The following is a 26,552-nucleotide window of genomic DNA, read 5'->3' as shown; positions in this document are numbered from 1 at the left end:
GGATGGGTAGGCCCTTCGCGACACCCACGTGAGGAGTTCGCATGACCCAGTTGGCCAGCGCCGGGGGCGACACCTCGGCCGACAATGTCGGCAGCCGCGGCGGCGACACCGTCGCACCCGAGCCGTACCGCCTCGGCGAGGCGCCCGGCCCGCTCGATCGCGATCAGCTCGCCGACCTCGACGCCTGGTGGCGCGCGGCGAACTATCTGGCGGTCGGCCAGATCTATCTGATGGACAACGCGCTGCTGCGCGAACCGCTGGAACCCGAGCACATCAAGCCGCGCCTGCTCGGCCACTTCGGCACCGTCCCGGGGCTGAATCTGGTGTGGGCCCATGCCAATCGGGCGATCCTGGCCCGCGAGCTGGACGCCGTCTTCGTGGCGGGCCCGGGACACGGCGGCCCGGGACCCAACGCGTGCGGCTGGCTCGAGGGCACGTATTCCGAGCTGTACAGCCACATTCCGCGCGACGCGGAGGGGATGCGGGAGTTCTTCCGGCAGTTCTCCTACCCCGGCGGCGTGCCCAGCCACTGCGCCCCGGAGACGCCCGGATCGTTCCACGAGGGCGGCGAGCTGGGCTATTCGCTGCTGCACGCGTTCGGCGCGGCGCTGGACAATCCGGAGCTGACCGTGTTCTGCGTGATCGGCGACGGCGAGGCGGAGACCGGACCGCTCGCGGGCAGCTGGCACGCCAACAAGTTCCTCAACCCCGCGCGCGACGGCGCGGTCGTGCCGATCCTGGCGCTCAACCAGTACAAGATCGCCAATCCGACGCTGCTGGCCCGCATTCCGGAGTCCGAACTGGTGTCGCTGCTGCGCGGCTACGGGTACGAGCCGATCGTGGTCGCGGGCGACGACCCGGCCACGGTCCATCAGGCGATGGCCACGGCCGTCGACTCGTGCCTGGACCGGATCGCCGAGATCCAGCGCGTCGCCCGCGCGGGCGCCGACGGCACGCGACCGACCTGGCCGATGATCGTGCTGCGCACCCCGAAGGGCTGGACCTGTCCGCCGGTGGTCGACGGCGATCGGGTCGAGGGCACCTTCCGCGCGCATCAGGTCCCGTTGCCCGGCGCGCGTTCGGACGCCTCGCACCGCGCGGTGCTCGAACAGTGGCTGCGGTCCTACCGCCCCGAGGACCTGTTCGACGACGACGGCCGCCCGAAACCCCGGCTGCTGCGGCTCAATCCGATCGGCGAGCGCCGCATGAGCGCCAACCCGGTCGCCAACGGCGGTGCGCTGCTGCGGGATCTGCGATTGCCCGACTGGCGGGAGTACGGCGTCGAGGTCACCGAACCCGGTGCGAGCAAACACGAGGCGACCCGGGTGCTGGGCGCGTGGCTGCGCGACGTGACCGCCGCCAACCCCGACAACTTCCTCACCTTCGCCCCGGACGAGCTGGCCAGCAACCGACTCCAGGACATCCTCGAGGTCACCGGCCGCAACTGGCAGGCCGAGATCGGCGAGTTCGACGTGGGCCTCGATCGCCGCGGCCGGGCGATCGAGGTGCTGTCGGAGCACATGTGCCAGGGCCTGCTCGAGGGCTATCTGCTGACCGGCAGGCACGGGGTGTTCACCTGCTACGAGGCGTTCATCCACATCGTCGACGCCATGTTCAACCAGCACGCCAAGTGGTTGGACGCGAGCGCGAAAGTGCCCTGGCGACGGCCGGTTCCGAGCCTGAACTACCTGCTCTCCTCGCATGTGTGGCGGCAGGACCACAACGGGTTCACCCATCAGGACCCCGGCTTCCTCGATGTCGTGCTGAACAAGAAGCCCTCGATCGTGCGGGCGTACCTGCCGCCGGACGCCAACACGCTGCTGTCCATCTACGACCACTGCCTGCGTTCGCGGCAGTACGTGAATGTCGTGGTGGCGGGCAAACAGCCGCAACAGGATTGGCTGTCGGTGCCCGAGGCCGCCGCGCACTGCGCGCGCGGGGTGGGCATCTGGGACTGGGCGGGCCACAACGACGAACCGGGCACCCTCCCCGATGTCGTGCTCGCCTGCGCCGGGGATGTGCCGACGCTGGAGACCCTCGCCGCCGCGGCCATCCTGCGGGACCGGTTGCCGCGGTTGCGCATCCGCGTGGTGAACGTGGTGGATCTCATGCGCCTGGTGCCCACCGAGGAGCACCCGCACGGTTTGCCCGACCGCGAGTTCGACACCCTGTTCACCACCGACCGGCCCGTCATCTTCGCCTTCCACGGCTACCCGTGGCTCATCCACCGGCTCACCTACCGCCGCACCAACCACGGCGAACTGCATGTGCGCGGCTACAAGGAGAACGGCACCACCACAACGCCGTTCGATATGGTCATGCTCAACGATCTGGACCGGTATCACCTGGTCATGGACGTCATCGACCGGGTGCCGGGACTGGGCGCGCGGGCCGCGGGACTGCGGCAGGAGATGGTCGACGCGCGGCTCGCGGCGCGGTCGTGGACGCGCGAACACGGCGAGGACATCCCCGAGGTGGCCGACTGGACCTGGCCCTACCAGCGGTCCTGAGAGCGCGGTCGCGCGATGGTAGCCAAGTCGTCATACCGATTAAGAATGAATACAATCCACCAAAACCGTGCGTGCGGTTATAAGCTCCCGTCATTGCCCCTGGCAACAGGGGCAGGGATGAGGGATTGGACAACCGCATGCAGTTGCGCAGCACCGGCACGATGCCCACGCCTCCGTGGCACGCCGAGACCGTCACCGGCACGACCTCGTTCGCGCTGCGATTCACCGGTTACCTGTACGCGGTCGGGCTGCGCGACGCGGTCGCCGATCTGATCGCCCGGCACGAACCCCTTCGTACGGTGGAATCGGCGGCGGCGCATCTGGTGTTAGCACCGGAGGCCGCGCCGATTCCCGATCTCGTTCCGGTGCTGGTCACGCCGGGCGAATTGTCCCGGGCGGTGGACGAATTCGTGACCGGGCCGGCGCCGACCGTCTCGGCCGCACCCGTGCGGGCGCGATCGTTCCGGGTGCTCGGCGGTCTGGACGATCCGGCCGAACATCTGCTGGTGCTGGTGATCTCCACCCATGTCACCGACCGGATCTCCCCCGCCCGGCTGGCCCGCGATTTGATGACCGCCTACGCGGCCCGCCGCCGCAACCTGCCGCCGACCTGGAGCCTGCCGCGGCCGGTGCATCCGCTGCACGTCCACGAGCTGCGCCGGGTCGAACTGATCGAGGACGCGCTGTCGCTGGTCGAACAACTCGCCACCGCAAGCTGATTCGGCTCACCCGCGCGGCAGCTCGACGGTGAAGGTCGCGCCCGCGCCGGGCGCGCTGGTCACGGTGACCCGCCCGCCGTGCGCCTGGACCAGTGCCTGCACGATCGACAGTCCCAGTCCGGTGCCGCCGCTGGCGCGGGTGCGGGAGCTGTCGGTGCGGTAGAAGCGTTCGAACACGCGCGCCGCGGCGTCCTCGGACAGGCCGGGGCCCCGATCGATCACCTCGACGCGCACCCGCTCGGCCTCCGGGGTGAGCCGCACCGTGATCGGCGTGCCCGGCGGGGTGTGCGCGACCGCGTTGCCGACCAGGTTCATCAACACCTGCCGCAGCCGCCCCGCGTCGCCGGAGACCTCCAGAGTGCCTGTGCCCGAGGCGATGTCGAGATCGATCGGATGCTCCCGTTCGGCCATGACGCGAGCGCTGTGCACGACCTCACCCGCCAGCGACAGCAGATCCACGGGCGCGCGGCGCAGGGGCCGTTGCGCGTCGAGCCGGGCCAACATGAGCAGGTCCTCCACGAGCACGCCCATCCGCGCGGCCTCGGCCTCGATCCGTTCGAGCACCAGATGCGGATCCGGGCTCGCCCCTTGGCGATACAGTTCCGCGAAGCCGCGGATGGTGGTGAGCGGGGTGCGCAGCTCGTGGCTGGCGTCGGCGATGAACCGGCGCATATTGGCCTCCGACCGCCGCGCGGCCTCCTCGGACGCCTCGGTGGCCGCGACGCCGTGCTGGATCTGGGCGAGCATAGCGTTGAGCGAGCGCGCGAGATGATCGATCTCGGTGTCCACGCCCCGCACCGGCACCCGGCGGTTCAGGTCCCCGCCCGCGATGGCCGCGGCGGTCTCCTCCACCTCGCGCAGCGGGCGCAGACCCCGGCGCACCACGAAATAGCCTGCGACACCGAGCAATACGAGCGCGGTGAGGCCGGTGCCGGTCTCGAAGACGATGAGCCGGGACACGGTGTCGCGATTGTCGGTGAGCGGCAACGCGATCACCGTGGAGCCGTAGTCGTTGGCGACGGTGAGCACCCGCCACTTCGTATCCCCGCCCGCGGCGGAATCGACCGTGACCGGACCGGATCCGTGCACCTCGGTCAGATCGGGCGCCGATCCCTCGCGATGGTCCAGATAGACCTCGCCGTCGGGCAGGCTGCGCACCTCGAAGAAGCGCCGCGGCTGATCGGCGTCCTGCGCCTGCGGCGGCGGGCCGGGCATCCCGGCCGGGACGTAGCGCACGCCCTCGGGCGAGTCGACGCGGGTCACCGGGCGCGGTTTCGCCCAGTCCCGCGCGGCGTCGTAGAGCTGATCATCGATGCGGGCGGTGAGCGATCTCGACAGCGCGGAGGTGACGGCGAAACCCGATGCGGCCAGGACGATTCCGGCCAGTGTCACCATCGCCACCACGAGGCCCACGCGCAACGGGATCGCCGAGACCCGGCGCGCGATTCCCGCCCGGGTCAGCGCTCTGATCATAGGTCCAGGTCTACCGCCGGGCGCTGGGAGCGGGCTGCGTCGGTCCTGGGCGTTTGCTGAGCGCTCAGCCCGCGCCGAGGCGCTCGATCAGCCGATCGATGAGCGGCCGCTGGCCCGCGGACAGTTTGGTCCGGGCGAGGTCCGGTGCGAACCACGCGGCCCGATCGATCTCCGGGAACGTCTGCGTCCGGCCCGAGCGCGGCGGCCATTCCAGCTCGAAGGTCCCCGGCACGACGTCGGCGGGATCGAGATCGCCCTCGACCGCCCACACCACGACCTGCTTGCGGCCGCCGCTGTAGCGCACCTCGCCGAGGTCCACCCACTCCCCCGCGGGCACCGGCAGCCCGAGTTCCTCGGTGAACTCCCGCGCCGCGGCCACCCGCGGCTCCTCGGCGCCGGGTTCGTACTCGCCCTTGGGCACCGACCACGCCCCCGCGTCCTTGCGCGCCCACAGCGGTCCGCCCATATGCCCGAGCAACACCTCCAGGCCGGGCCGCCGCCGATAGACCAGGACTCCCGCGCTGTATCTCATGGTCGCAGTCTGCCGCATCGAAACCCGCGCGCCGCCAACGGCTTACGCGGTCGTCTCGGACGAATCGCCGTCGCCGTCGTCGGTCGTGGAGACCCCGCCGCCGGTGGCCTCGGCGATGATCCCCAGGATCAGGAACAGCACCAGCAGCACCCGGCCCGCGGTGGACACGAGCAGCGGCCGGGTCGGCGAGTGCGGGGCCGTCCCCGCGGCCGGGGCGTCCCCGAACAGCCCCCACGGATACGCGGGCGTCAGCAGATACACATACGCCGAGGTCCGCAGGTGCAGCCGCAGTCCCGCCGCCGACGCCTCGAACAACGCCCGCGGCTGCCGCCCGAGCACCAGCACCACCACCCACACGACGATCGCCACGCTCGACCACCCCGCGTACAACAGATTCGTCACGACGAGCACCGGCAGCGCCAGCACCAACCGGAAGAACACCGCCACCCGATTCAACCGCGTCGGCGCCGGAAACCTTACGCGCACCGGATGATCCGCGGGCGCCGCCTCGAACGTGAACGGCGGATACCGATCCACCACGAGCAACACATACGCCCCCACCCGCACCTCGTAGGCCACGATCCCCCGCAACACCTCCCCACACCACTGCGGCAACCGCCCCAGGACCAGCGCCGCGAACCACCCGACGATCACCACGACGAGGACCGCCACTTGCAGCGCCCAGACCACGATCAGCTGCGGAATCGCCAGCAGCAACCGGAGCAGCACGGTCCATCGGCGTTGCGGGTAGGGCGCCAGAATATCCAGCTCGACGGGTTCGGGTGCCTCGGCGGCGGGCAGCGGTCCGGGGGCGACGGTCATATTCGCAGACGATAGGCAACTCCCCAGCGAATCGCGGGATCCACGCCGAGGTTTCGCTCGCGCGGTCGAACCGAGACATGCCCAGAGGAAGTCGATGCCGAATTCGGAACCCCCGTACTCAAGCACAGAACCTTCGCAACGTTCAGTAAGTACCGTTCGAACCGGAATTTACAAGGCGCTTAGACGTCCGCGTTTCCGATCCCCCGCGGTGATTCGAGACCGCCGTATTATCATGAGCCCTCCGGCAATTCACCGCGCGACGAAAGGGCTGTTACGCATGGCAAAGAAGGTCACCGTCGAGCTGGTCGACGACTATGACGGCGAGTCCAAGGCCGAGGAGACGATTCGCTTCGCCATCGACGGGGTCGAGTACGAAATCGACCTGTCGACACTCAACGCGGGCAAGTTGCGGGAAACGTTGGAGCCGTGGGTGAAGCCCGCCCGCAAGGTCGGCCGGATCGCCCGGGGCAAGCGCACCGTCAGCACGTCGAGGACCTCGACGGACAAGGCGCAGAGCGCCGCCATCCGGGAGTGGGCGCGCAAGAACGGGTACGACGTGTCGAGCCGCGGACGCATTCAGGGCGAGGTCATCGAGGCGTACAACAAGGCGAGTTAGCGGCGGCACCCTGGTTCCGTCTGAGCCATACCCTACGAATTCGGGGGTTGAGTAGCCTTTTCCGCCACCATCCCCAGAAACCGGCGCACCTCAGGCACTTTCACATAGGCCCGCAACGCGGCAGCTGTCTCATTCAGACGCTTTTGCATCCGGGCTGAAGCCAGACCCGAGACTGTCGGCAATGTCGCGGTGAGAACCGAGCAAGCCCGCGCGATATCGCCGCTCTATCGGACGGCCTGTTGGTCCCCTGTCGCGGCGGTCATCATCTCGGCCGTCGCACCGGCGAGCCGCCGCCCCACGGCGTCGCTGTAACTGCCCGCGTCGAGCAGGTGCCGCACATAGCGAACCGGTCCTAGGCCAAGCCGCGGAGGCGATCACCCCGGTCACCAGGTCGAGGTCATGAATCTGGGTGACGGTCTTGTTGCCGCTCAACCGATTTCGCCCCAGACGAGCGGCTCATACGGCTTCGAGTATTTCCTCGAAGCTCTCGGCCGGAATACCGGGCTTACCAACCGAGCACACCGGCAGCGAATGAGGCGGTGAGTGCTCGACGAGCCGAGGACGAGGACACCGAGGGCAGTCGCACGACACCCGGACACCCATCCGGCGACCGCCGTGGGCGTATACCCCTACTCCTCGACGGCGACGAGTTTCGCCCTTCACCAGAACCCACCCCGGCCCGTTACCCAAGTCAAGGATCCGATCAGCCCATGGTCGGCCTCCTAAGCCGCTACTCCAACAGATTGCAAGCAGCGGAACTTCGAAGGGTCATAGAGGTCGCTGAGGCTTCACCGCCTCGCTCACCTGCGGACACAGGCATCGAGGTCCCTCAACCTCGCTACTTGCGACGACGGTTGTCGCCACAGACGCAGGCACAGATCGTCGAGGCGTACGAAGCGGGAACGCCGACAACGGAGCTTGCTCGCCAGTTCGGCGTAGCGAAGTCCGGGATCTTGAAGCTCCTCAAGGACAACGGTGTTGAAATGCGCCGTCAGCCAATGACTATGGAGGAAGTTGATCTTGCCGTCAAGCTGTATCAGGAGGAGAAGCTGTCGCTTCTGGCCGTTGGCCAGAAGCTTGGCAAACCAAAAGGGACTATCAGGGACGTGCTGCTCGGGCGCGGGGTACGGCTAAGGGATGCGCATGGCAGGGAGCGCTAAGTTACTGCGAGGGCCCTGTCTGCATGTCGCTATCGGCCAACACCTGCGGCCAACTGATCTAGAAGCAGTACAAGTCCTTCCGCCGAACCATCATCAGTCGATGCGGAGCACACGAATTTGTCGTCTCCATCGTAAAACCCTGCGAACCAGCCTCGATGGTTAATGCGTTCCCACGCAAGCAGCTCGTTCTTGTCGTTGATGAGTATGCGTCCACCGTTAGGCAAGCTAACCTCAATTGACTCGCAGCCGCCGCCGGTGTCGGCAATGCTTGCGAGGTAGTTGTTGTCTGCCAGCAGCCTCAGTACGTCGCTGTATTCGCGTGCAGCGCCATGGACCTGCTCGATGTTGCGTTGTATCGTCATATTAAATTGTCCCCTTTTTAATTACGTTTCTCGACCCCGGCGAGGTCTTCTAGCTGTAGCGTGAACCGCTGCTGCCCGTCGCAAATAGTAATCCTGACCGGCCTGGCCTTGTAGGCGACGCGCATGCCCCGTTCGTTTCTGGGAGTGAACTCCACCTCATCCACCGCAGCGCCGGTCGGCTCCAGCTGCTGCACCGCCCTCGCCAACTCGACCAAGGGCCCGTAGAGCTTGGCGTACTTCCGCATAACACGGTATTCGGCGGTCGAGTGTGGTTCTGGTGACTTCATCGTTCATTATCGCTTGCAGCGAAATCCGCTGCTCATATAACCAATACATTCTGTATCAGCTATATCTGTAAATTACAGTAACATAGTACGGTCACCGATACAACCTGTATCTGTCACTATGCCGGTAAATCAGATACGCTTGTGGTGAATGAATATCCGAGAAGCAGCCGCTTTAAAGACCTTCGGCAAAAAGATTGCTGAGCTTCGTCGAGCGCGTGGTCTGACGCAGGAGCAACTGGCCGAGCGGTCTGATCTGGCCCTACCGACGATTGCGGCGATCGAACGCGGCAAGCGATGGCCGCGCTTGATGACCTTGCAGAAGCTCGCCAAGGCGCTGCACGTACCAACTGGCGATCTGTTCGAGCGGCTATAGCCGCTACGGAACTGCTCCTTCGAAGTGGTGTATAGCCTTGCGTCGGGCTACGGTTATCTCGCCTGAAGAACTTCCTACTCAAGAGGGGTCGAAACGCATGGCAAAGAAGGTCACCGTCGAGCTGGTCGACGACTATGACGGCAAGTCCAAGGCCGAAGAAACGATCCGCTTCGCGATCGACGGCGTTGAGTACGAAATCGACCTGTCGACACTCAACGCGGGTAAGCTGCGGGAGACGTTGGAGCCGTGGGTGAAACCTGCTCGCAAGGTCGGCCGGATCGCCAGGGGGAGGCGCCACACCGGCGCGTCGACGTCGACCTCCACGGACAAGGTCCAGAGTGCGGCGATTCGCGAGTGGGCCCGCAAGAACGGCTACGAGGTGTCGAGCCGCGGGCGGATTCAGGGGGAGGTCATCGAGGCGTACAACAAGGCGAGCTAGCGCCTCGCCCAGCGTGGTGATCGCCTGGGTTTGACGTTCATGCGATCGAGCCAGTCGACCAGGTCGGCGGCATCGGGGTTGTCCTTGATGCCGTCACGAAGTGCGGCAAATAGGCCCCGGCGGCAGTAGTAGTACCACGTTTGGTAGGCCGCACTGCCGCCATACCGGTCGGGAATCTGACTCCAGTCGTTGCCGCCCAGAAACTTGTAGCGCAACCCATTGAGGAAGTTTCGCCTCCTTGTCAACTCTTGCTCGGACAGTGGCCGAATGCCCTCATGCCCACCGGCATTCCGCCGCCACGGAAAATGTGGGACGAGTAGTCGCCACTCGGCATCGGTTAGATCGGTCGGCGTCGAGCCAACAGCATTTTCCCACGCGGTGAGGAGCTGGGGTGGCGTCAGCAGACGCACCAGGTCGTCGGGGCGTGCAGTGCGATCGAGTTGCTTCAGTGTCGCCTTCTGGCTCGCGAGGGCCGTCTCGTATACGGCCTGGCTGTCAGCATGGCGCTCCAGCCAGGCAATCGTGTCCGCGCGCGCATCTTCGGATGGCCAGTCGGTCATCCCACCGAGCAACTGGTTGAGTGTGGGCACCGCGGCCACGGCAGCATCATGAACCTTGACGGCAAGCTCCCACGGTTCCGAGGTGTCGAGCAGGTCGTCGACGGCGGCTTCGCGGGAACGGGGTTCGGCTTTGTCGTCGCGCTCCGGCGAGCACAGCTCGGCGAAAACATTGGCTGGACAATGGTGCAGGAGGTACTTCGTGATCGTCTGCCGCAGTTCGGGTGTCCACCGCTGGATATTGAAGCCAACCTGACCGCCATCCGGCAGGTTGTATTCGTAAATATTGCCAAACTGGGGATCGAGATACTTTGCCAGCAGTTCGTATTGCGGATAGCCATCGTTCATTCAATACTTATTCTGAACCGAATGCGTCGTTTCGTCAAACATGAGTGCTGGAATTACTTGGTGTGGCGGTTCGACTCCGGGCTCTCGTCCTAGCGCGCCTGTCACGAAACTGCCTGCCACCGCGCGCGTCGGTCTCCGCTTCGCAGCGACTGGACCCGCACCTCCAGCTGCTCGGCGGCCGCTGGTTTGTGCGGTGCCAGACGGATGTACGACGCGATCGAGTGCAGTTCGGCGATGTCGCGGAGCAGCTGCCAGCCTGACCAGCCAAGAATGTCGTAGCCGTAGGCGTCGAGGAACTCCCGCCGCTCGGTCTCTGGGCGCTGGAAATGATCGGGCAGCCCGCCGATGAGGTCCAGCTCCTTCGGCCCGATGCAGCATTGGTCCCAGTCGATCAGCACGTATCCGTCGCCGTCCCACACCAGATTCTCAGTGTGGGCGTCGGCGTGAACTACGCCGTGGCCCAAGGGGAAGCGCGTCACCTGGTAGGTGTCGACCAGTTCCGCGGCACGTTTTCTGATCCATTGGCGGTCATCCGCTGACAGCTCGGGCTGCTCGCGGGCATCCTCCAGGTCGAGTGCTTCGCGCAGGCGGTGCAGCGGCCGGTATTCGGGGAGCGGAAACGGTGGGAGGGGCTGGCGGTGTAGGCGGCGCAGCACCGACGCGACATCGTCCAGCGTCGGCCGCCTGGGCGTGGGACGGTACGGCCAGAAAGTCGCGACCGCACCGTCAGCGACGACGGGTTGCGGACCGGAAAGTGGTTGCAGGCCAATTGGTTCCGTCGATTGCATGTTCAGCCAGCGCGTGACGGCGATGGCGGCGTGGGCCCGCTGGCGGCGCAGGTCGGTATCGGGCGCCAGACGAACGATGATCCCGCTCTCTGCTTCGCCCGGAAGCAGATAGACGGCGTTAGACCGTGTGTGCAGCAAGCGCGCGGCCCGGCTGGCGATGCCGAACGTTCGACAGACCGTATCCAATGCCTCGGTACCGGGCAGTTCACTGTCCGAGCCGCCTGGTGACGGCAGCCTCACGCCACCACCGGCATGGCCGCCTGGATGTCGGCGCGCAGTTCGGCGACGTCGGACCGGCGAGCGAAGGGTGCGGCCGCGGCGGACAGATCCCGAAGGCGCGCGTAGCAGCGTGTCGACGCTAGCTTCCCGATCGCCGAAATCGCTTGGTAGCCCGTCTTCACTGCCGTCTCGGTATCACCAGCGCGGAACTGCGCCGAGGCCAGCGGCGGCAGGTTGACGGCGCGGCTGCGAGCGTGGACGGTCTCGTAGGTACCAACCGCCGTGCTGAGCAGATCGGCGGCCGCGGGGGCGTGCTCGGGCTGCGTCTTGGACAGCAGGTGCATGGCGTAGCCCTGCTGTGCGGTGATCTCCGCTTCGGACACCACGCCGCGCCAGCAGCGTGCCCACGGTGGCACCGGGGCGGACGTGGCGTCGTCGTAACGTTGTTCGGACTGGCCGAGTGCCCGGCGCATCGGTTCGACCTCGCCTTGCGTGGCCCGGCACCACCCGAGGACGGCGAAAACGTACGCCTCGGTGGTGATCGCCGCCGGGTGTTTCCGGTTCCCGGACGTGGCCTGCGCCAGTTGGGTCACCTTGAGCGCTTCGTCCGGTCGACCCAGGTGCAGCGATTGGTGCGCCATGTCGAGCAGCACGCTGATGGTGAGATCGGTGCTGCGCGGATGGTCTTCGCCTTGATGCGCGGCGTCGAGGGCGTAGGTCCACAGCTTGCGGGCGGCGTCATGATCTTCGACGTCGTAGGCCAGCCAGCCCGCCATGCTCGCCAGTTCGGCCGTGGCGATCAGTAAACGCGGACGCAAATCGTCTGAGCACGAGGCGTTTTGGAGCGCGCGCACCTGATGCAACTGTGTCAGCGCGGCGCTGCGGCACAAGCCGCCGCCGTGTGCCAGATCCCAGCGCCGGAACCCGTCCGTGATCGCCTCGATGGCGTCGATGTCGGAAGCGCCGATGTGCGTCCGCGACGACGGCACCGCCTCGCCCGGCAGCTGATTGCCGAGCCGGGCGAGTTCCGGATGCAAGTTCGAGCCGAGTGTGGCTGCTGTCAGGAGTACTAAGAAATCTCGTCGGTCCACCCAACTCACCTCCTTGTTCGCCAGGCTACCGGTCACACCGGCAACGAAGCCGAGCAAGTGAGCCGGGATGCCCAGGCGGGTGGCAACGCGCGCTACCACCTTGACATGTCCAATGCCGCGCTCGCCGCGCTCGACCGCGGAGATGCGCGATTGGCTGATATCTAGCAGCAGACCGAGTTGGGTCTGACTGATGCCTGCTTGCTTACGCACCGCCAGGAAGACCGCGCCGAAGTCGTAGCGGCTGAGCGCCGTTCGCAGCTGCTGCGTTTCATAGAACCCGGCCGGGAGGCGCGATGCAATTTCACCCGCATAAGCACATGATGAACAATCGTTGATCGAGGCTATCCCCTCCACGGTGCACGTACACCACCCCAGTGTTCGCCTGCTCATGGTCGCTCTCCGCTCCCTGATGTCGACCGGCGCGCCGCCTGCCGAAACCGACTCGCCAAAAACGCGAAATGCCCCGTATTTTCGGCCGGTTTCGCCTCGTGGCGCGTACCGCGTTTTGCCAGGTAAACCCACCAAATACAGGGCTGTCAAGGCCCAATGGGGCTATGCGTGGCGGGCCTTGGGCTGCTTGGCCTTCGGATAAACGCTTGACCTGCACCCGGCACCGGGGCGACGCCCTCAAGCCCTTGAAGGCGCACCGGTTTGCCGGAGGACAGGCAGGCCGGTGGCTACGAGCCCCCGGTGCCGGGTGCGGTCCTTGATCCTCTCGCCACGAACCGAGGTCTCGATCATGCACACCCTGGCCATGCACCACACCCTCGCCCTTTCCCTCACTCTTTCCGAACAGGAAACCCACGCCGCCCCGGAGACACCCTTCACGGTCGACCGGGCCCACGCGGTGATGCAGTTCCACATCGCTTGTCGGGCAACGAAATGCCCGCGCAAGGCGGCCGCGCTCGGAGCGCTGGCGAACTCCGGCCGCTTGGTGCCCTCGACGACGCACCCACGGTGATCTGCCATGACCACCACCGCTAATGACGATCACCACCCCGACCGCGGGCCCGGCGACTGCTCGCTCGGGCAACCTGCCATGGGTCATTCACCCTGCGACGCTTCGGATGCCGTGGCCGAGTGGGCGCCGCTGGAGCCGCTACACACCGAATCGGTGGGCGAGGTCGTGGCGCGGATGGCGCGGCTGTGGGAAGCGATGTACGACAAGGCCCGCCACTGCCTGACCGAGGACTTTCCCGAAGCAGCGCAGCTGTTCGAGCTGTGCCAGGGCTACGACTACTTGGCGGCCGAGATCGAAACTGGCCGCCGCATTCCGCCCGGCATGTAGTCCACCATGCCCACCACAGGTTCGTCTCGGCCACCACGCCCTTCCCGCCGGGTCCGCCACCTCCACATCGAATCCGGCGCTCTCTCGCTGGACTACCAGGCTCCGGCTGACCAAGCCGAGCAGGTGGCCGAGGAACTTGCGGGGGCGTTGGCGGACTTCGAGTTGGTGGTGACGGTCGACGATGACGTGCGGCCGGGGTTGCCGCCATTGCCGTGCGGCGAGCTGTGGGACTGAAGCTAACCACCGGGCCCGCGCCGCTCGCATCGAACGTATTGCCCACCAATGCTTTTCGAGCCCTCCGCAGCCGAAAGGGATCTTTCACTCATGCCTGACGACCACCAGGCCGAATCGTCGACCGATCTTCCGACACACCACGTCTACTACGGCCTCACCCCTGACCGCCCGCTGGCTTTCACCGTGCCGCCCGTCGAAGCCACCCCGGATACGCCGCTGCCGGACGCTGGTGCCTTCCTGCAGGTGTGTGCCGGTGTCGAGCAGCCGACCACGGTCATGTCGCGCGGCGTACGGGAACTAGTAGGTATCTGGCGGCACGTCTTTGAGCAGCGGCCGACAGACATGAGCCAACTGAATGAGCAGCTGAATCTGCACATCTGGTTCATCGACCGTGAAGCAGGTGGCCACACGAAAGATATTGCCTGCCAGGGTGATACGCCGCTCAGCCCGTCAACTTATGGGCAGTGGGTGGCGTGGTTGGTGTGGAAGTACGTCCTCTATGCCCTGCGGCAGAACGATCCGGCTCACCAGGAGCGTGATGCTGCCGAACTCAGTTGGTGCATCGCGTCGTTCAACGAGCTGGTGACTGCGGTCCAGGCCGGACGCTTGCGCTTGCCACCGGAGCAGGGCCCGGAGGGTGATGGCACAGAATTTCCGCCCCGGCGGGTGTGGCCGCATCCCTCCACGAGTGGCGGGAACCCGTCGTGAGCTTTCCGGTGCCGGATCATACGTTCGTTCGCGCGGACAGCGTGCTGGCGGAAGTTCTGTGCCATGCCCACCTCATGGACCTGACGCACGAGCGGGCCGAGGAGCTGCGCTTCGTCCACCAAGACCATCACCCGGACGAGTGCGTGGTGCATTTGGAGGCGGCCTGCTTGTTGCTTACGCAGGATGAGGACGGCCACTGACGTGGCCGCCTCGCTGGTCCTTGTGCTGTGGCCGGGGTCGGTGTTCTTCACGGCCGTGCTCAGCTACCGGATCGGGGCGTATTGGGGTTCCGACGAGCACCAGGGAGAAAGGACACCACGACGGGCTGAATGGGAGGGGCAGCTGAAGCATGATGACCGATCACCGCGCCCATTGCCTCCCCGGCCAATTCGTTGGTGGAGCGATGAGGACGATACGCGGGAAATACCAAGAATTAGCGACCAGCGCCACCGCTACAGGGAGGATGATGTCAACTGATCTAGACATCGTTTCGGAGCGTGCACATGCGTTCTCGGCTAGACTCTCTGGACTACGTAACTATCGTCAACAATCCGGGGGTTTGTCGGTAGCGTCTGCTTTCAGAGTGGCTGGAAACGGACGCACCAGTAGAAAATTTGCACGTATCATTGCAATTTGTTTTACTATGAGCTATGCCAACCCTTTCTAGCAATCCTGACCTCAAAGCTATTCAAGAGTATGTGAGCCAGCTTGAATTCGAACGCGGGTTCGACGGCAACACCGTCCAGCAGGCGTGCCTTCTACTCGGCGAGGAAGTTGGGGAGTTGTTCAAGGCGGTACGCAAGCAGCAGAAGATGCGATTGGATCAGAAATCGTCGGTGGGAACGGTCGAGGAGGAGCTGGCCGACATTCTGATCTACGTCTGCTCGATTGCCAATCGCCTCGGCATCGAACTTGAGCAGGCGTTCCGCGACAAAGAAGAATTGAATAAACGGCGTGCCTGGGTGAGCCGCCCGGACACGGACAAGACGGAGTAACCGGCCCCGCACGTAGATTCGGGCCGTTGGGGAGAAGATGAAAGATACCAAGGGAATATTCGTCGCAGTCGACGGCCCGAAAAACGTGGGAAAGACGAGTGTTCTCATGCGCGCTCGGCTTCTGTTGGAGCATGCGGGTGTGTCTGCACTCTTCACCAAGGAGCCGACGCCGAATTTTCGTCTTGATAATGAGCAGCAGCATTCCGGTTATCGGCTGGCGGAGTTACTGACAGCCGATAGGGCAGCCCATCTCGCCGACACAGTCCTCCCCGCACTCAAGACACATGACATCGTTGTCACCGATCGGTACATCGCTTCCTCGCTCGTGTTCCAAGTTGTCGATGGTGTCTCGTTTTCCCAAGTGTGGGCACTCAATCGCAGGTTCCCCTTGCCCGACCTCAATATTTTTCTGCTCGCAGATATACCGAGCCTATTGCGCCGCCGCAGGCTGCGTGCGAGCCATACTCGCCTCGAACAGACCGACCCTCAGATAGAATCTGACTTCTATCGGGAGGCGAGCGAATTTATGGAAAAACAAGGCACTCAGACAGTGCATATCGACAACAGCGACAGCTCTTCCGAAGACGACACCGCGCACGCCATTTCTCGCGCCATCCTCGACGTGACCAGGAGTGACGATGCTTGACGTTCTACCGATTCGCCGAATCGACAGTGCCGAATCTGGGTTTGCCTTCGTACTCGGCGTCTTGTTCAACCAACAAGTTCGTGCCGACTACGCTTGGCAAGCGCCGCACCGGCTAGAGGAGCGGCTTGGCACCCTGTCGCCTGGCGCGATTATCACCCTTGATGAGGGTGAGTTTGCGGTGGCATTCGCAAAGTCGCCCGCCATTCATCCGTTCACGAAGCGGATGGCGCACAATGCCTACGAAATCGCCTACCTTGTTACCGAACGCTACGACGGTGACGCACGAAATATCTGGGCACCTCGTGTCACTGCCAGCGAGTTCATCCGTCGCCTGTCTGAATTTCCTGGCATCGGTGAGCATAAGGCCAAAGTCGCGCTATTTGTGGCGACCGTGCAATTGGGAATTCCGGTACTTGAGGACGGGGGTGACTACAACATCAGCTCCTGCACCAGTTTGGCGCAGCTCTTTCACCCGCACCACCAGCCCGCACTCACTAATTAGGGTGAAGCGGCCCCACGCGAGGGGATTTTCACATGCTCGATACCGCTATGTATCCGCTGCCAGAACTGCACTTCGATCATGTCGAACAGTGCTACCGAACTGACGACAACAACGCCGTCGAAGACCTCATCGAGAAGATGACCGTCCCGCTCAGTGCGACGTATCAGCTCACGCGCTTTTGCAACCTCAAGTGCGTTTACTGTTCCGAGCCACCGGACGGCATCAGCACCAAACTGGAAGTCCACCTGGAACGCGTCGACCGGCTCAAAGGCATGCGCCGGATCATCGTGGCCGGTGGCGAACCGATGGTGTACAAGCACTTTTGGCCGTTCATGGAGTACGTTCGCGACAAGTTCGAATTGGTCGTGCTGTCTACCAACGCCGTGATGATCGGCCCCAACGAAGCGGCCAGGCTGAAAGACTTGGTGGACTACATCGACGTCACGCTTGACGGCCCGCGCCGCCAGCACGACGCCATTCGCGGCAACTATCCCAAGGTGACGCGCGGCCTGATGTCGGTGGCGCTGCAACAGATTCCGTTATCGGTAATCTGTGTGTACATGCCGCCGGAACGGAACATGCTCAACAAGCCACGTCCCGGCAACCGCGATGTCATCCACTACATCTGTCAGCAGGCCGATCTGCTCGGCGCGGTCAAGACGAAAATCCTCACGCCGATCCCGAAAGGGCGCAGTGAGGACATCTTCGAGGAGTTCGTCCCGCAACAGGAGTTGGACGACCTGGCTGATTTCCTGGCTGGAGAGAAAGAGCGCAACGGTTGGCGCTCCCGCATCATCATTTCGGATTGGATGCGGATCGGCAAAGGCCATGCCTGGTTGATCGAGCCCAACGGTCGCGTCGTCGCGTCGCCGGTGTGGGGTATGGATGACTGCATCCACCCCTTCGGCAGCATGGCAGACCCGGTAGCTGCACAGCCCGCGGACAGGTTCGAGTACGGGCTCGACGCAGCCGGCCTCTGGGCTGCCTACCCGTACCGGAAGGAACATTTGTCGAAGTATCTGGAGCGGACACTGATCGTCCGTTAGCATGCGAACAACCCCCATGTAGCCGGTGCCGCATGGGGCTTCGTGCTGGTCGGGAGACCCGCCTATTTTTCTATCTTGTCGAGTAGTTCCGACAGCGTCACATTCAACGCCCGAGCAAGTTTCGCCATGTTATCCAGCGAGACACTTTGCCCACCCCGTTCGATCGCGCTGATATACGTGCGATGCAGGTTGGCGCGTTCCGCCAAATCCTCTTGACTCAACTCTCGATCATGCCGAATAGCGCGTAATCGTTTCCCGAATTTTACCCTGAGCTTAGTGTCAACATAATTCATATCTACCATCAAGACTAGACAAATGTATTCAATAGCTCTACAGTCAGTCTTGTACAAATTGAATAATATTGAGTGCAGAAACGGGGGTGTATGAGAAAACGAATATCGCAAAAAGTCGCCGAAATCAGGGCGGCGAGAAAATTCCAGCAGCTGTATGTGCCGCTAATGGAACTGATTGATCGGCTTCAGGACCTAGAGCCCGGCGGCACGCTGGTCGATGACATTATTATTGATCGCGACAAGCAAGGACATGTTCATATCGAATATACGGCGCACCCGATCAGCCTGGTCATCAAGGATAAGGATAAGGCGCTAATCCTGAGAGTGCTCGACGCAGATGACTTTCAGCCGCGAACACGTACGAAGTCAGGCGACCAAGGAAAAGTCATCGGCTTTCGTCACGAACCGCATCCGAACGTGTAGCCGTCTTCGAGCACGCGCATATCGCTACGCGCGAGGGCGACGCCAGCAGCCTCAAGGTTTGTGACAACCTCGGACAGGGTGGCGAGACCCGGATCATCTGCTGACTCGGAGTCGCCGAGGTCCTGGCCGAAGTCAACCATCACCACGTCGTCACCACGGGTGCGCCAGTCGACGAGACTGATTGGCAGGAACCCGGCCGCGGACAGCCGACCAGCAGTAATGCCTGCCTGATGAAGCAGCTCGCGCCGCTGCTGACCGGAGACTGTCGCGACGTGCGGGAAAAAGTCGTACTCCACGAACTCTTCGACAAGAGTGGCAGCATCGTGCAGGTACAGGCGGGGGACGCTAATCCCCAGGCTGGCGAGCGTTTCCCGCCGGTTTAACCAGGCTTGGAAAATCTCGGCAAGCGACCCCGAGCCCCACGCCACGCATGCTTTCATCAGGTATCGGGTGGTGCCGGAATCTCGAACGACAGAGAAGCCGTAGATGTACGTTTCGGCGCCGCCACGCATCCAGTCGAAGTCAACCCGCAAGCTGAACGGCTCGTCGGCGTGATCCAACAATCCTGCCGAAGCTAGTGCCTCGGCGGTGCTGTCGCTGTGGCTCAGTTTTTGAAGCTCGCCGTCGAGCGTCCAACCCTCGGGCACGCTTAATTGCCCAGTTCGTCCGAGGTGTACACCTGATCCTGAAGCGCGTCCGTGTAGGTGTGCAGGTCACTGTCAGGGAAGAAGCGCTTGATCTCGATGAGCGCGGTATCCACCGAATCGGACGAGTGAACCAGGTTCTTCTGGATGCTCATCGCCAAGTCGCCGCGGATCGTTCCCGGCTCAGCGGTGCGGGCCTTGGTCACCCCGGTCAGCTGGCGGAGCGTCGCCACCGCATCGACCCCTTCGACGCAGACCGCGACAGACGGGCCGGACACCATGTAGGCCGACAGCTCCGGGAAGAAGCTCTTGCCCTGATGGTGGGCATAGTGCTCGGCCAGCAGCTCGGCATCGAACGAGAACATCCGCAGGCCGACGATCTTGAGGCCCTTCTCCTCGATGCGTGTGAGGATCTTGCCGATGAGGTCACGCTGGACGGCGTCGGGCTTAATCAAGAGCAGGGAGCGCTCCACGGAGGGTTCCGCCTTTCAAACGGTCGCAAGGGTCGTCAGCTGGGGATTCTAGCGTCTGCTCACGGGTACGCAGCAGCGCCCTGGGCAAAGGCAGCACGCGCGTTCGCATGCACGCAACCAAGTGGTGGTCCGCTCGTCTAACTTCCACATGGGCAATGGAAGTCTATGGCTTTTGCTTCTGGGGTCTTCTTCATCTGTCCTGCCACCGCTCGCGCTCCTAAAAGGATCGCCTGGCGAACACTTGCCGGGAGATTACGTAGATCGCGTGGCGCCTGGAGAAAGAACAGCATAACTGCTCGCAGTAGTGCGGTGACGGCACCGCGCCACCATCGCTGTGCGAGTCGCTGAAACACCAACTGTTGCAACAGGATTAGCTGGGGGCGCCATAGTCCGTCCTGACGGGCTTGCGCAAGCCCGTCAGCTATCATGTCCTCGGCACTGTTGATGTCCCCCTGCTTCAGGAAGAACTGAGCCCAGGCTCCGGCGAGAAGGGCTCGTCCGTCGCTATCATTGCGCGTCATTTTGAACGCTTTGTCGCTTTGATCGAGGTGGAACCGCGCGTGGTTCAGATCGCCCACGACGAAGAGCAGCTCGGCCATCCGCAGATGAAAGTAGGCGCTGCCCGAGAGGCCGGTGCCGGACATCTTCCTACCTATCATGTACTCCGCTGCGGCTCCTTCCAAATCTCCATTTTGGGCCAGTACCCGACCGATATAATGATGCGCTTCAGCAACAGCTTGCTTTACCTGGGGGATGTCGATGTTCTCCGTGCCCGCCTCGATCGCTTGCTCAAAGAACCATCGGGCTCGCGCTGCGTTCGACGAGAAGTATGTCAAGCCTTGTCGTGTGAAAAATACGGCGTCATACAGCCGACGCAGCTGCGGGTCGCGGGAGGCTGCCGCTTCGCACCGTGCGAGCCATCGCCGCGCAGCGGGAAAACTGCTTCGGTCGTTTTCGAATTGCGCCATCCCCAGCATGGCGTCCATCCGCTCAATCGGTGTTTCAGCATATGCCAAAGCCAGCCGCACTGTTCTTAGTCGGGCATCCCCAACGTTCGAGCGTTGGCTGTGAAAGCGCGCGAGGGTCAGCAACAGGTCGGTGACGTTTTCCCGTTTGCGGTGCAGAACTTCGATCAGGCGATCGACGGCCGTAGCGAACTCCTGCGCCATGTCGGCGTCGAAGCCATTATCTGCTCCGATGTCGAGCATGTATGTCAGGGAATACGTGAGCAAGGCACGAGCGGTATCAGTTTCGATCTCGTGTTCGTCACTTCGAATAATGTCGTCGAGTGCCGCGATCAGCTGGTGGGCTTCGATAGTTTGAGGGCTCGTTTCGAGGAGCCGTCGGACATTATGCGCCACGCTGTCGCCCCGTGTTCGCGCAGCCATTGCCTGCCATCCCTCGCGGCCGGTTCTGGCAGCCGCTGCGGATCGTTGATCGTCAGGCATTGATGACCCGCTTCAGGTATTCATGCAGCAAACTGTGGATTGAGTATCGCTGATTTATCTCGGTTGTTTGAATGAGATTCAGTCGACGCGCGATCGAGAGAGTGCGCTTGAAATCTTCGTCACTCTCGATCAAGCTTCGGTCGCGCAATTCTTTATATCCAATAGCAACACCACTTCGAAAGCGGCAGAATCCCTGCATCAGAAAGAACGCCAGTTCAGGGCTACTGAATCTACCGAGGATGTCGAGAGATCGCTGAAACAAGTACTCATACGTGTCGTCGGATTGTTCCAGGTCTGCAATTATCTCGTCCAAGGGCAGCCCCGCATCGGCGGATTGAGTAGCTACGAGACGAATAATGTATGGGTTGCCGTGCGATACTCGATAGATCTCGTCCGTCATTCTCTGGCCGACTTCTCCGGCTGAACGCAATTCTGGATTAACTAAACACGCGAGATCGGCGGTGTCCTCGGGGCCGAGCGGCAGCATTTTGATGTGTTTGTCACCATAGCGTACTCGGTCGATTTCTGAACGTGAAGTGATGGCGACGCAGTGTGGGTATCGCAACCCGAGCGACGTTAATTGCTCAATCACCTCAGTACCGTCGTGAAGGCCCTCCAGGTTGTCGACTATACAGAGCAAGTGGATATACGACGGCAACGCCTCAATACGCTGGCGAATATCCCGCTCTAAACGAGATACGGCAGGAGTGGAATCCACATCCATTTGCAGGGCGAGGCTGGCGAGAATTTGATGCCAGTCATAATCTCTCTCACGCGGCCTATCTGATCGGTCAAGCCTGAAATTGACGCTCGTCGTCCACATCGCTCCGGCGAATCGGTTAAGCTTTGCGATCCGCTGCATCGCTTTGAGGAGAACGGACGTCTTCCCCATACCACCGGCACCGGAAACTACGACAGGGCCGGGATCATCGCTCGTCAGATAACCAGATAAGGTGGCAATCTGCGCTTCCACGCCCACCAACGTCGTACTCGAAGCCGCAGCGGCGTAGCGCTTCCACCGCTCCCAATCAACTGCCAACGTCGTCGAAGGTTCCTGACGAGCACCTGAAGATATGTTCGACGCATCAGTTGTAGCTATATCTGCTCCTGAGCTGTCGATCTCAGGGGCGAGCGCCGTAGGGGGTGATATTGCGGAAGTCCGGAGTTCCTGCTGTCGGCGGAGCTCGACTCTCACCTCCCGGATGATCTCGATACGTACGTCGTCGTCAGTGAGCTTGTTGTCGATGAATCGCAGGTACGTGTCGAGATAATTCGGCAACCACCGTTCACGTCGTAGCTGCCCGACCGGCGCGCCAAGCTTCTCCTCCACCACCTCACGACGTTTTACGATATCAGCGGGATAGCTCTCGTACAGACGGATCAGGATACCGACGGCCAGCACTTTGTGCTCATCGGGCAAGTGGGCGGGATACGAGGGCACATTTGGAAATGGCCGTGCCCGAGAATCTATGGCGCGCAGAACTTCCAGCATTTCGGCACCACTGAGAGCGGCCGCATCTGGCTTTTGCAACCTGTCAGCGATGTACTGGCGCAAGTTCGTGCGCTGCTCTAATATCGCCAGGTTGATTGCACCGCGCTCGGCATAGCGATTGAACAGAAAGTACAGATCGTCTGCGACCTTCGCACGGTGCTCGTCCTCGGCGCTGCTGTCGGTCATCACCACGTCTCCCGAGCGTGAGCTATCAGCATCAGCATGAATCCCCTTGTCTCAGCACTGCCCACACTGACAACGAATCGTACAGCTCGCAGATGTCGCGGCAGAAACACGCGGCAACGCTTGTTCCTCTGGCAGTTTTGTGTTACTACAAAAGGGGCGCGCATCAGTAGAAGGGAAACCTCCTGATGCCCGATGTGTCATACCGCGACCCAAATCGCGCACAAACGATCGCCAAGCAGCTCATCAAGCTCCGCGAGGCGTTCTGGCAGTCCATCCGCACCTTCGATCCTGACGGCAACCTATCGTCCGTCAGCCGCCAAACACTCTGGTTCTACTACGAGGCGTGGCTGTTTCGCCTTCGAGAGGATTTGAAACACCAGCTTCTCCTCGACCCGGATGCGCACTACGAGCGGTGGCAGCAGTTCCTCGGACTGACGCCGACGCTCTACACCATGATCACCGATGACTACCTCCAAGATCCGTCGCGGCTCGACCTAGTGACAACCGACGCCGAAGGACACACCACTGTCATCGAACGCCGCGTCGCCATGACGATGCCCTGGCTCGACCCTGACGACGAGACCTACTCGGAGGACGAAAAGTCCCTGCTAGGCATCGTCACCGACCTCGTCAGCAACATGGGGGATTACTGCTGGGCACGGGTCGACTTCGTCGCAAACGCCGACCTCACCCGATAGCCTCAACGGCGCACCAGTCGCCCCTCAATAGGACCTCCATCTCGCCGACAGGCAGCACCAACCATCTGCGCGCCCACGCCCGCCCGCTCTCTATCTGGAGGGCGGGCATTTACTTTCTGACCTCGCCCTCCTCATAAGCAATCGACGCTGGCGATGTGATCTGCGACACCGTTGTCAACTCCTGTCAAATCGCCAACAGCACGCTGCGTGCGGCGGCGTATGGGATCTGTCAACCGCTTGACGGATCTTGACAAATCGCCTGGTACACAAGGGTTTTCAGGCGTTCTATGGTCGAAGTCGCCCCCCTCAACAGGCCCGCGCAACCGCCCACGCCCGAGCGGTCGACCGCTGGCCGCGGTGATGCGTACGCCTGGTGCCGGACGGCCATCCGGCGTCAGGCCCCGACGTGCCATCCGAATTCATCCCTCATCCAAGCCTTCCAACGCCTAGCAAAGGAGTTCCGCATGGCCCCTCCCACCGTAAACCCCATCGCGCCACGAGCGTGGATGGTTGATCGCGCCCGCGCCGGCCTCGCCGCCGGTGTCGCGATCCTCCTCTCCTTGGCCACGCTGCTCAGCCTGATCGGCTGCACCGCGGCACCCGCTACCAAAGTGCCCTCCGCGATCACCATCGTCGCCACCTCCACCAGCGCCGAACCGCGTGTCGCTCTGCCGGACTCGCTCGTCTCCAAGCTGATCGACATGGCCAAGCAGTCCAAGCACCCCGGCGACGCCGCCGTGCACGTGGTGTCCTCGGCCACCGGGACGATCACCACGACGGACCTGACGCCGGTCCGCCCGAACGGCCAGGTTCAGCACGCCACGGCCGACGCCGATCGCCAGATCGCCGCCTCGGTGCGCGAACTGGGCGATTCGGTAGCGGACGCCCGTGCCGACCAGCCCGGTCTCGATCTGCTCGGCCTGCTCGATCGTGCCAGTCAGTTGCCCGGCGACATCGAGGTGATTTCCTCCGGCATTAGTACGGCCGCGCCGGTCGATTGGCGTGTCATCGGCTGGAACGCCAAGCCGGACAGCGTCATCGACAGCATCGCTCGGCAGGGCCGCCTGTTTAGCCTCACTGGCCGTCACGTGACGTTCCATGGCTTGGGCATTGCGGCCGGATCGCAGCCGGGTCTGCCACCCTTCGCCCGTTCCCTGGTCGAGCAGCTCTGGGTGGGCATCTGCCAGCGGGCTGGAGCTGCCAGTTGCACTGTCGCCCACGACGCTATGTCCGCGGCGGCGCCGGTGGCCACCCTCCCGGTGCCGGTCGTACCCGTGCCGGACGCCATCACCGAGGGAGGTTGCCCGGTCTGGGCCAGCTTGACCGATCAGGCGCTGCACTTCGCGCCCGATAGCGCCGCCTTGCCACCCAATGCCGACGATGCCCTCCGCCCGATCGTCGCGTCCGCGGTGCAGTGCAACGTCCAGTCCATCGACATCACCGGCCATATTGCCGACACCGGCTCCGGCCGGGATGACGGTGATCTGTCCGGCCAGCGCGCCCACGCCGTTGCCAATCGGCTTGTCGCTCTGGGGCTTTCGGCCCGTCAGCTCGGCAGGGTCACGGGTAAGGGCGCCAGCGAGCCCGTCCTGCCGAACTTCACCGATGGCCGGTTCGACGAGGCCAAGGCCCAGCAAAACCGGCGCGTCGAGCTGACCTTCCACCGCGGCGGCCGGTGATGTCCGCCAACCCCTTCTCCCCAGAATTTCTATCCCCCAACCAGATTGGAGATCCTGCCATGACCATCCAGCCCACCGCGGCCACCAACGGACACATCAACCACCACGACGTCCCGCCCACTGCGGCCGCCGAATCGTCGGCACCCACCGAGAATTCCTCGCCCGTCACACCTTCCATCCCGACGCGCGACATCGCCCTGTCCCTCACGACCGGCAAGCCGATCCCCCGCGATTGGCTGCCCCAGGTGCTGGCACTGCATAGCGAACAACAGCGCATCGGTGAGCAGCGCGATCCGGATACCTTCAGCCAGATGGAAGCCCTGGTCATGAGCAAGGGCATGCTGGCCGCCGAGGAAGCCCGCGACCATGGGGCCGAGCAGCTCGGTCAGCTGGTGGACCAGGCCGCCAGTATCAGGGGCGAAATCGCCACGGCCCGGGAGGAACTCGACCGCCTGGACGATCTTCCGGTGACCGGTATGAACGGCGACGTCGTCACGGCGCGCGAGGCCACCGAGCGGATGCGCACCGTCAGTACGACGATCACCGAGGAGCGCGACGCCGGGAGCCTGAAGCATCGACGGGTACCGGTGTGGTTGCACCGCTTTTCCACCTGGGCGGCGCTGCTGGACTTCCCGGTGCTGTTGTATTTCTTGAGCCAGGTGTTCAACGTCGACCTGACCGGTCTCAGTAACGGCGACGGCGCCGCGTGGGGCGGCAGCCTGATCCCGCTCATCACGGCCATCGTCTTCGCCTGCTTGGGCACCGCGGCCGTGGCCGCGGGTTTGAAGTTCTTTGGCCGGGAGCTGAAGGGCTGCAAGGACGAATATGGCGGGATCGCCGTGCCTGCGGGCCGGGCGCGTGTCTTGCCGCTGCTGTTCGTGGGCCTGGCGACGATGCTCGGCATCGGAGCGGGGATCGTCATGGCCTACCGGATCATCAGCGACAGCCTGGCGGCGGGCGGCGGCCTCACGGGCGCGGCGATCTTGGGGGTGTTCTTCGCGCTCATCGTCATCGTGGTCAACGTGGTGGCGTTCGCGACCAAGTTCCGTGACGGCTCGCTCCAGACCGACGAGGTTGGACACCTGGCCGCGCAACTCGAACCGATCGAGCGGCAGCGGGTGGCGTTGCAGCGTCAGATCGACGGTCTGGCAGCCCAATTGCCGCCGCTGAAGCTGAAGGCCGAGAGGATCGTCGCCGCCACGCTCGCGAAGATGGGTGCGCCGCTCAAGGGGGCGGATCAGGTGCGGCTGCTGGCCCGGTCGTACCACCAAGGATGCGGTGCCGAGGCGACTTTCCTTTCGCAGCAGGGCAATCCGTCGACCAACCTGACCGCACCACCGGTCAGCATCGACCACTCGGTGCTCGATCAACTGATGGATCGCCTGACGGATCTGGTGGCCGAGGACGTCGCACCGGCCACGGCCGACACGGTGAAGGAGCCGACCGCCCCGGCGAACGCGGACGACGACGCGGCCGACGACCTCGGCGGGGAGTGGTGAAC

At 63.5% G+C, this 26,552-nt stretch carries 31 protein-coding genes and 1 pseudogene; 19 read left to right on the top strand and 13 right to left on the bottom strand.

The window, feature by feature from the left end; translation table 11 throughout:
• Positions 1 to 41 precede the first annotated feature (41 nt).
• Both ACWDSJ_RS14405 and ACWDSJ_RS14400 read left to right on the top strand, forming a co-directional pair.
• Positions 42 to 2,510, top strand: a complete 2,469-nt coding sequence (locus ACWDSJ_RS14405; protein WP_450032168.1) for a phosphoketolase family protein — start codon at positions 42 to 44, stop codon at positions 2,508 to 2,510.
• A 137-nt stretch (positions 2,511 to 2,647) separates the two neighbouring features.
• The gene (locus tag ACWDSJ_RS14400) at positions 2,648 to 3,229 is read left to right on the top strand and encodes a hypothetical protein (protein WP_450032166.1); all 582 of its coding nucleotides are present in this window, start codon (positions 2,648 to 2,650) and stop codon (positions 3,227 to 3,229) included.
• A gap of 6 nt (positions 3,230 to 3,235) precedes the next feature.
• On the opposite strand, the gene ACWDSJ_RS14395 is transcribed toward ACWDSJ_RS14400, so the two are convergent.
• From ACWDSJ_RS14395 to ACWDSJ_RS14385, 3 genes are all read right to left on the bottom strand, one after another.
• The gene (locus ACWDSJ_RS14395; protein ID WP_450032164.1) at positions 3,236 to 4,702 is read right to left on the bottom strand and encodes a sensor histidine kinase; all 1,467 of its coding nucleotides are present in this window, start codon (positions 4,700 to 4,702) and stop codon (positions 3,236 to 3,238) included.
• A gap of 64 nt (positions 4,703 to 4,766) precedes the next feature.
• Positions 4,767 to 5,234 carry an NUDIX domain-containing protein gene (locus ACWDSJ_RS14390; RefSeq protein WP_450032162.1) on the bottom strand — a complete coding sequence of 156 codons (468 nt, stop codon included), beginning with the start codon at positions 5,232 to 5,234 and terminating at the stop codon, positions 4,767 to 4,769.
• Between the two features lie 42 nt (positions 5,235 to 5,276).
• Positions 5,277 to 6,056 (bottom strand): DUF4389 domain-containing protein, encoded by a 780-nt coding sequence (locus tag ACWDSJ_RS14385; RefSeq protein ID WP_450032160.1) that lies wholly within the window; start codon positions 6,054 to 6,056, stop codon positions 5,277 to 5,279.
• Between the two features lie 277 nt (positions 6,057 to 6,333).
• Here ACWDSJ_RS14385 and ACWDSJ_RS14380 point away from each other — a divergent pair, with 277 nt between their 5' ends.
• On the top strand, positions 6,334 to 6,672 hold the full coding sequence (locus tag ACWDSJ_RS14380) for a histone-like nucleoid-structuring protein Lsr2 (RefSeq protein WP_450032158.1): 339 nt from the start codon (positions 6,334 to 6,336) through the stop codon (positions 6,670 to 6,672).
• Positions 6,673 to 7,514: 842 nt separating this feature from the next.
• The gene (locus tag ACWDSJ_RS14375; protein WP_450032157.1) at positions 7,515 to 7,832 is read left to right on the top strand and encodes a helix-turn-helix domain-containing protein; all 318 of its coding nucleotides are present in this window, start codon (positions 7,515 to 7,517) and stop codon (positions 7,830 to 7,832) included.
• A 29-nt stretch (positions 7,833 to 7,861) separates the two neighbouring features.
• On the opposite strand, the gene ACWDSJ_RS14370 is transcribed toward ACWDSJ_RS14375, so the two are convergent.
• Positions 7,862 to 8,194 (bottom strand): hypothetical protein, encoded by a 333-nt coding sequence (locus ACWDSJ_RS14370; RefSeq protein ID WP_450032155.1) that lies wholly within the window; start codon positions 8,192 to 8,194, stop codon positions 7,862 to 7,864.
• Positions 8,195 to 8,211: 17 nt separating this feature from the next.
• Entirely contained in the window at positions 8,212 to 8,481 is a 270-nt protein-coding gene (locus ACWDSJ_RS14365; protein ID WP_450032153.1) for a hypothetical protein, read from the bottom strand.
• 148 nt (positions 8,482 to 8,629) lie between these two features.
• Here ACWDSJ_RS14365 and ACWDSJ_RS14360 point away from each other — a divergent pair, with 148 nt between their 5' ends.
• Entirely contained in the window at positions 8,630 to 8,854 is a 225-nt protein-coding gene (locus ACWDSJ_RS14360) for a helix-turn-helix domain-containing protein (protein ID WP_450032151.1), read from the top strand.
• Between the two features lie 97 nt (positions 8,855 to 8,951).
• Positions 8,952 to 9,293 (top strand): histone-like nucleoid-structuring protein Lsr2, encoded by a 342-nt coding sequence (locus tag ACWDSJ_RS14355; RefSeq protein WP_450032149.1) that lies wholly within the window; start codon positions 8,952 to 8,954, stop codon positions 9,291 to 9,293.
• Here ACWDSJ_RS14355 and ACWDSJ_RS14350 read toward each other — a convergent pair.
• The 3 genes from ACWDSJ_RS14350 to ACWDSJ_RS14340 form a co-directional block, all read right to left on the bottom strand.
• Positions 9,290 to 10,198: a transposase gene (locus tag ACWDSJ_RS14350; RefSeq protein ID WP_450032147.1), complete on the bottom strand. Its 909-nt coding sequence runs from the start codon at positions 10,196 to 10,198 to the stop codon at positions 9,290 to 9,292. The genes ACWDSJ_RS14355 and ACWDSJ_RS14350 overlap by 4 nt on opposite strands.
• Before the next feature lie 101 nt (positions 10,199 to 10,299).
• Positions 10,300 to 11,226 (bottom strand): phosphotransferase family protein, encoded by a 927-nt coding sequence (locus ACWDSJ_RS14345; protein WP_450032145.1) that lies wholly within the window; start codon positions 11,224 to 11,226, stop codon positions 10,300 to 10,302.
• Entirely contained in the window at positions 11,223 to 12,650 is a 1,428-nt protein-coding gene (locus ACWDSJ_RS14340; RefSeq protein ID WP_450032143.1) for a helix-turn-helix domain-containing protein, read from the bottom strand. The genes ACWDSJ_RS14345 and ACWDSJ_RS14340 overlap by 4 nt, the downstream gene beginning before the upstream one ends.
• A 385-nt stretch (positions 12,651 to 13,035) precedes the next feature.
• Here ACWDSJ_RS14340 and ACWDSJ_RS14335 point away from each other — a divergent pair, with 385 nt between their 5' ends.
• From ACWDSJ_RS14335 to ACWDSJ_RS14295, 9 genes are all read left to right on the top strand, one after another.
• Positions 13,036 to 13,257, top strand: a complete 222-nt coding sequence (locus ACWDSJ_RS14335; RefSeq protein WP_450032141.1) for a hypothetical protein — start codon at positions 13,036 to 13,038, stop codon at positions 13,255 to 13,257.
• A 6-nt stretch (positions 13,258 to 13,263) separates the two neighbouring features.
• Positions 13,264 to 13,584: a hypothetical protein gene (locus ACWDSJ_RS14330; protein ID WP_450032139.1), complete on the top strand. Its 321-nt coding sequence runs from the start codon at positions 13,264 to 13,266 to the stop codon at positions 13,582 to 13,584.
• A 6-nt stretch (positions 13,585 to 13,590) separates the two neighbouring features.
• Complete coding sequence (locus tag ACWDSJ_RS14325; protein ID WP_450032137.1) at positions 13,591 to 13,818, top strand: hypothetical protein; 228 nt, start codon at positions 13,591 to 13,593, stop codon at positions 13,816 to 13,818.
• Positions 13,819 to 13,908: 90 nt separating this feature from the next.
• A complete protein-coding gene (locus tag ACWDSJ_RS14320; RefSeq protein ID WP_450032135.1) occupies positions 13,909 to 14,526 on the top strand; it encodes a hypothetical protein in 618 nt (205 codons plus the stop codon).
• On the top strand, positions 14,523 to 14,726 hold the full coding sequence (locus ACWDSJ_RS14315; RefSeq protein WP_450032133.1) for a hypothetical protein: 204 nt from the start codon (positions 14,523 to 14,525) through the stop codon (positions 14,724 to 14,726). Before ACWDSJ_RS14320 ends, ACWDSJ_RS14315 begins: the two co-directional genes overlap by 4 nt.
• A 450-nt stretch (positions 14,727 to 15,176) precedes the next feature.
• Positions 15,177 to 15,521 (top strand): MazG nucleotide pyrophosphohydrolase domain-containing protein, encoded by a 345-nt coding sequence (locus ACWDSJ_RS14310; protein WP_450032132.1) that lies wholly within the window; start codon positions 15,177 to 15,179, stop codon positions 15,519 to 15,521.
• Positions 15,522 to 15,558: 37 nt separating this feature from the next.
• Positions 15,559 to 16,167 carry a dTMP kinase gene (locus ACWDSJ_RS14305; protein ID WP_450032130.1) on the top strand — a complete coding sequence of 203 codons (609 nt, stop codon included), beginning with the start codon at positions 15,559 to 15,561 and terminating at the stop codon, positions 16,165 to 16,167.
• Positions 16,160 to 16,669, top strand: coding sequence for a hypothetical protein (locus ACWDSJ_RS14300; RefSeq protein WP_450032128.1), 510 nt, complete (start codon positions 16,160 to 16,162; stop codon positions 16,667 to 16,669). Before ACWDSJ_RS14305 ends, ACWDSJ_RS14300 begins: the two co-directional genes overlap by 8 nt.
• Positions 16,670 to 16,701: 32 nt before the next feature.
• Positions 16,702 to 17,715, top strand: a complete 1,014-nt coding sequence (locus ACWDSJ_RS14295) for a radical SAM protein (RefSeq protein WP_450032126.1) — start codon at positions 16,702 to 16,704, stop codon at positions 17,713 to 17,715.
• 62 nt (positions 17,716 to 17,777) lie between these two features.
• Here ACWDSJ_RS14295 and ACWDSJ_RS14290 read toward each other — a convergent pair whose 3' ends face one another.
• The gene (locus ACWDSJ_RS14290; protein ID WP_450032498.1) at positions 17,778 to 18,008 is read right to left on the bottom strand and encodes a helix-turn-helix domain-containing protein; all 231 of its coding nucleotides are present in this window, start codon (positions 18,006 to 18,008) and stop codon (positions 17,778 to 17,780) included.
• Positions 18,009 to 18,098: 90 nt separating this feature from the next.
• Here ACWDSJ_RS14290 and ACWDSJ_RS14285 point away from each other — a divergent pair, with 90 nt between their 5' ends.
• Positions 18,099 to 18,431, top strand: coding sequence for a hypothetical protein (locus ACWDSJ_RS14285; protein ID WP_450032124.1), 333 nt, complete (start codon positions 18,099 to 18,101; stop codon positions 18,429 to 18,431).
• Here ACWDSJ_RS14285 and ACWDSJ_RS14280 read toward each other — a convergent pair.
• From ACWDSJ_RS14280 to ACWDSJ_RS14265, 4 genes and pseudogenes are all read right to left on the bottom strand, one after another.
• Positions 18,407 to 19,078, bottom strand: a complete 672-nt coding sequence (locus ACWDSJ_RS14280) for a hypothetical protein (RefSeq protein ID WP_450032122.1) — start codon at positions 19,076 to 19,078, stop codon at positions 18,407 to 18,409. The two genes, ACWDSJ_RS14285 and ACWDSJ_RS14280, sit on opposite strands and share 25 nt — an antisense overlap.
• A gap of 68 nt (positions 19,079 to 19,146) precedes the next feature.
• A pseudogene (gene ndk / locus ACWDSJ_RS14275) lies at positions 19,147 to 19,548 on the bottom strand (nucleoside-diphosphate kinase); the annotation flags it as partial.
• 137 nt (positions 19,549 to 19,685) lie between these two features.
• On the bottom strand, positions 19,686 to 20,936 hold the full coding sequence (locus tag ACWDSJ_RS14270; RefSeq protein ID WP_450032120.1) for a tetratricopeptide repeat protein: 1,251 nt from the start codon (positions 20,934 to 20,936) through the stop codon (positions 19,686 to 19,688).
• A 52-nt stretch (positions 20,937 to 20,988) separates the two neighbouring features.
• Positions 20,989 to 22,674, bottom strand: coding sequence for an ATP-binding protein (locus ACWDSJ_RS14265; RefSeq protein ID WP_450032118.1), 1,686 nt, complete (start codon positions 22,672 to 22,674; stop codon positions 20,989 to 20,991).
• Positions 22,675 to 22,859: 185 nt separating this feature from the next.
• Between ACWDSJ_RS14265 and ACWDSJ_RS14260 the strand changes: the two genes are divergently transcribed.
• From ACWDSJ_RS14260 to ACWDSJ_RS14250, 3 genes are all read left to right on the top strand, one after another.
• Complete coding sequence (locus tag ACWDSJ_RS14260; protein WP_450032116.1) at positions 22,860 to 23,372, top strand: hypothetical protein; 513 nt, start codon at positions 22,860 to 22,862, stop codon at positions 23,370 to 23,372.
• 506 nt (positions 23,373 to 23,878) lie between these two features.
• Positions 23,879 to 25,051 (top strand): OmpA family protein, encoded by a 1,173-nt coding sequence (locus ACWDSJ_RS14255; protein WP_450032114.1) that lies wholly within the window; start codon positions 23,879 to 23,881, stop codon positions 25,049 to 25,051.
• Between the two features lie 59 nt (positions 25,052 to 25,110).
• Complete coding sequence (locus ACWDSJ_RS14250; protein ID WP_450032112.1) at positions 25,111 to 26,550, top strand: hypothetical protein; 1,440 nt, start codon at positions 25,111 to 25,113, stop codon at positions 26,548 to 26,550.
• Positions 26,551 to 26,552 lie beyond the last annotated feature (2 nt).

It is taken from the genome of Nocardia sp. NPDC003482 (assembly GCF_053588115.1).
The sequence above is the reverse complement of the archived record's forward strand: the minus strand, read 5'-3'. Positions and strand labels throughout refer to the sequence as shown.

What these genes read in the sequence shown, in the direction of transcription:
- ACWDSJ_RS14405 (WP_450032168.1), top strand. Translation starts at nt 42, where the DNA reads ATGACCCAGTTGGCCAGCGCCGGGGGCGACACCTCGGCCGACAATGTC.
- ACWDSJ_RS14400 (WP_450032166.1), top strand. Translation starts at nt 2,648, where the DNA reads ATGCAGTTGCGCAGCACCGGCACGATGCCCACGCCTCCGTGGCACGCC.
- ACWDSJ_RS14395 (WP_450032164.1), bottom strand. Translation starts at nt 4,702, where the DNA reads ATGATCAGAGCGCTGACCCGGGCGGGAATCGCGCGCCGGGTCTCGGCG.
- ACWDSJ_RS14390 (WP_450032162.1), bottom strand. Translation starts at nt 5,234, where the DNA reads ATGAGATACAGCGCGGGAGTCCTGGTCTATCGGCGGCGGCCCGGCCTG.
- ACWDSJ_RS14385 (WP_450032160.1), bottom strand. Translation starts at nt 6,056, where the DNA reads ATGACCGTCGCCCCCGGACCGCTGCCCGCCGCCGAGGCACCCGAACCC.
- ACWDSJ_RS14380 (WP_450032158.1), top strand. Translation starts at nt 6,334, where the DNA reads ATGGCAAAGAAGGTCACCGTCGAGCTGGTCGACGACTATGACGGCGAG.
- ACWDSJ_RS14370 (WP_450032155.1), bottom strand. Translation starts at nt 8,194, where the DNA reads ATGACGATACAACGCAACATCGAGCAGGTCCATGGCGCTGCACGCGAA.
- ACWDSJ_RS14365 (WP_450032153.1), bottom strand. Translation starts at nt 8,481, where the DNA reads ATGAAGTCACCAGAACCACACTCGACCGCCGAATACCGTGTTATGCGG.
- ACWDSJ_RS14360 (WP_450032151.1), top strand. Translation starts at nt 8,630, where the DNA reads ATGAATATCCGAGAAGCAGCCGCTTTAAAGACCTTCGGCAAAAAGATT.
- ACWDSJ_RS14355 (WP_450032149.1), top strand. Translation starts at nt 8,952, where the DNA reads ATGGCAAAGAAGGTCACCGTCGAGCTGGTCGACGACTATGACGGCAAG.
- ACWDSJ_RS14350 (WP_450032147.1), bottom strand. Translation starts at nt 10,198, where the DNA reads ATGAACGATGGCTATCCGCAATACGAACTGCTGGCAAAGTATCTCGAT.
- ACWDSJ_RS14335 (WP_450032141.1), top strand. Translation starts at nt 13,036, where the DNA reads ATGCACACCCTGGCCATGCACCACACCCTCGCCCTTTCCCTCACTCTT.
- ACWDSJ_RS14330 (WP_450032139.1), top strand. Translation starts at nt 13,264, where the DNA reads ATGACCACCACCGCTAATGACGATCACCACCCCGACCGCGGGCCCGGC.
- ACWDSJ_RS14325 (WP_450032137.1), top strand. Translation starts at nt 13,591, where the DNA reads ATGCCCACCACAGGTTCGTCTCGGCCACCACGCCCTTCCCGCCGGGTC.
- ACWDSJ_RS14320 (WP_450032135.1), top strand. Translation starts at nt 13,909, where the DNA reads ATGCCTGACGACCACCAGGCCGAATCGTCGACCGATCTTCCGACACAC.
- ACWDSJ_RS14310 (WP_450032132.1), top strand. Translation starts at nt 15,177, where the DNA reads ATGCCAACCCTTTCTAGCAATCCTGACCTCAAAGCTATTCAAGAGTAT.
- ACWDSJ_RS14305 (WP_450032130.1), top strand. Translation starts at nt 15,559, where the DNA reads ATGAAAGATACCAAGGGAATATTCGTCGCAGTCGACGGCCCGAAAAAC.
- ACWDSJ_RS14300 (WP_450032128.1), top strand. Translation starts at nt 16,160, where the DNA reads ATGCTTGACGTTCTACCGATTCGCCGAATCGACAGTGCCGAATCTGGG.
- ACWDSJ_RS14295 (WP_450032126.1), top strand. Translation starts at nt 16,702, where the DNA reads ATGCTCGATACCGCTATGTATCCGCTGCCAGAACTGCACTTCGATCAT.
- ACWDSJ_RS14290 (WP_450032498.1), bottom strand. Translation starts at nt 18,008, where the DNA reads ATGAATTATGTTGACACTAAGCTCAGGGTAAAATTCGGGAAACGATTA.
- ACWDSJ_RS14285 (WP_450032124.1), top strand. Translation starts at nt 18,099, where the DNA reads ATGAGAAAACGAATATCGCAAAAAGTCGCCGAAATCAGGGCGGCGAGA.
- ACWDSJ_RS14270 (WP_450032120.1), bottom strand. Translation starts at nt 20,936, where the DNA reads ATGGCTGCGCGAACACGGGGCGACAGCGTGGCGCATAATGTCCGACGG.
- ACWDSJ_RS14265 (WP_450032118.1), bottom strand. Translation starts at nt 22,674, where the DNA reads ATGACCGACAGCAGCGCCGAGGACGAGCACCGTGCGAAGGTCGCAGAC.
- ACWDSJ_RS14260 (WP_450032116.1), top strand. Translation starts at nt 22,860, where the DNA reads ATGCCCGATGTGTCATACCGCGACCCAAATCGCGCACAAACGATCGCC.
- ACWDSJ_RS14255 (WP_450032114.1), top strand. Translation starts at nt 23,879, where the DNA reads ATGGTTGATCGCGCCCGCGCCGGCCTCGCCGCCGGTGTCGCGATCCTC.
- ACWDSJ_RS14250 (WP_450032112.1), top strand. Translation starts at nt 25,111, where the DNA reads ATGACCATCCAGCCCACCGCGGCCACCAACGGACACATCAACCACCAC.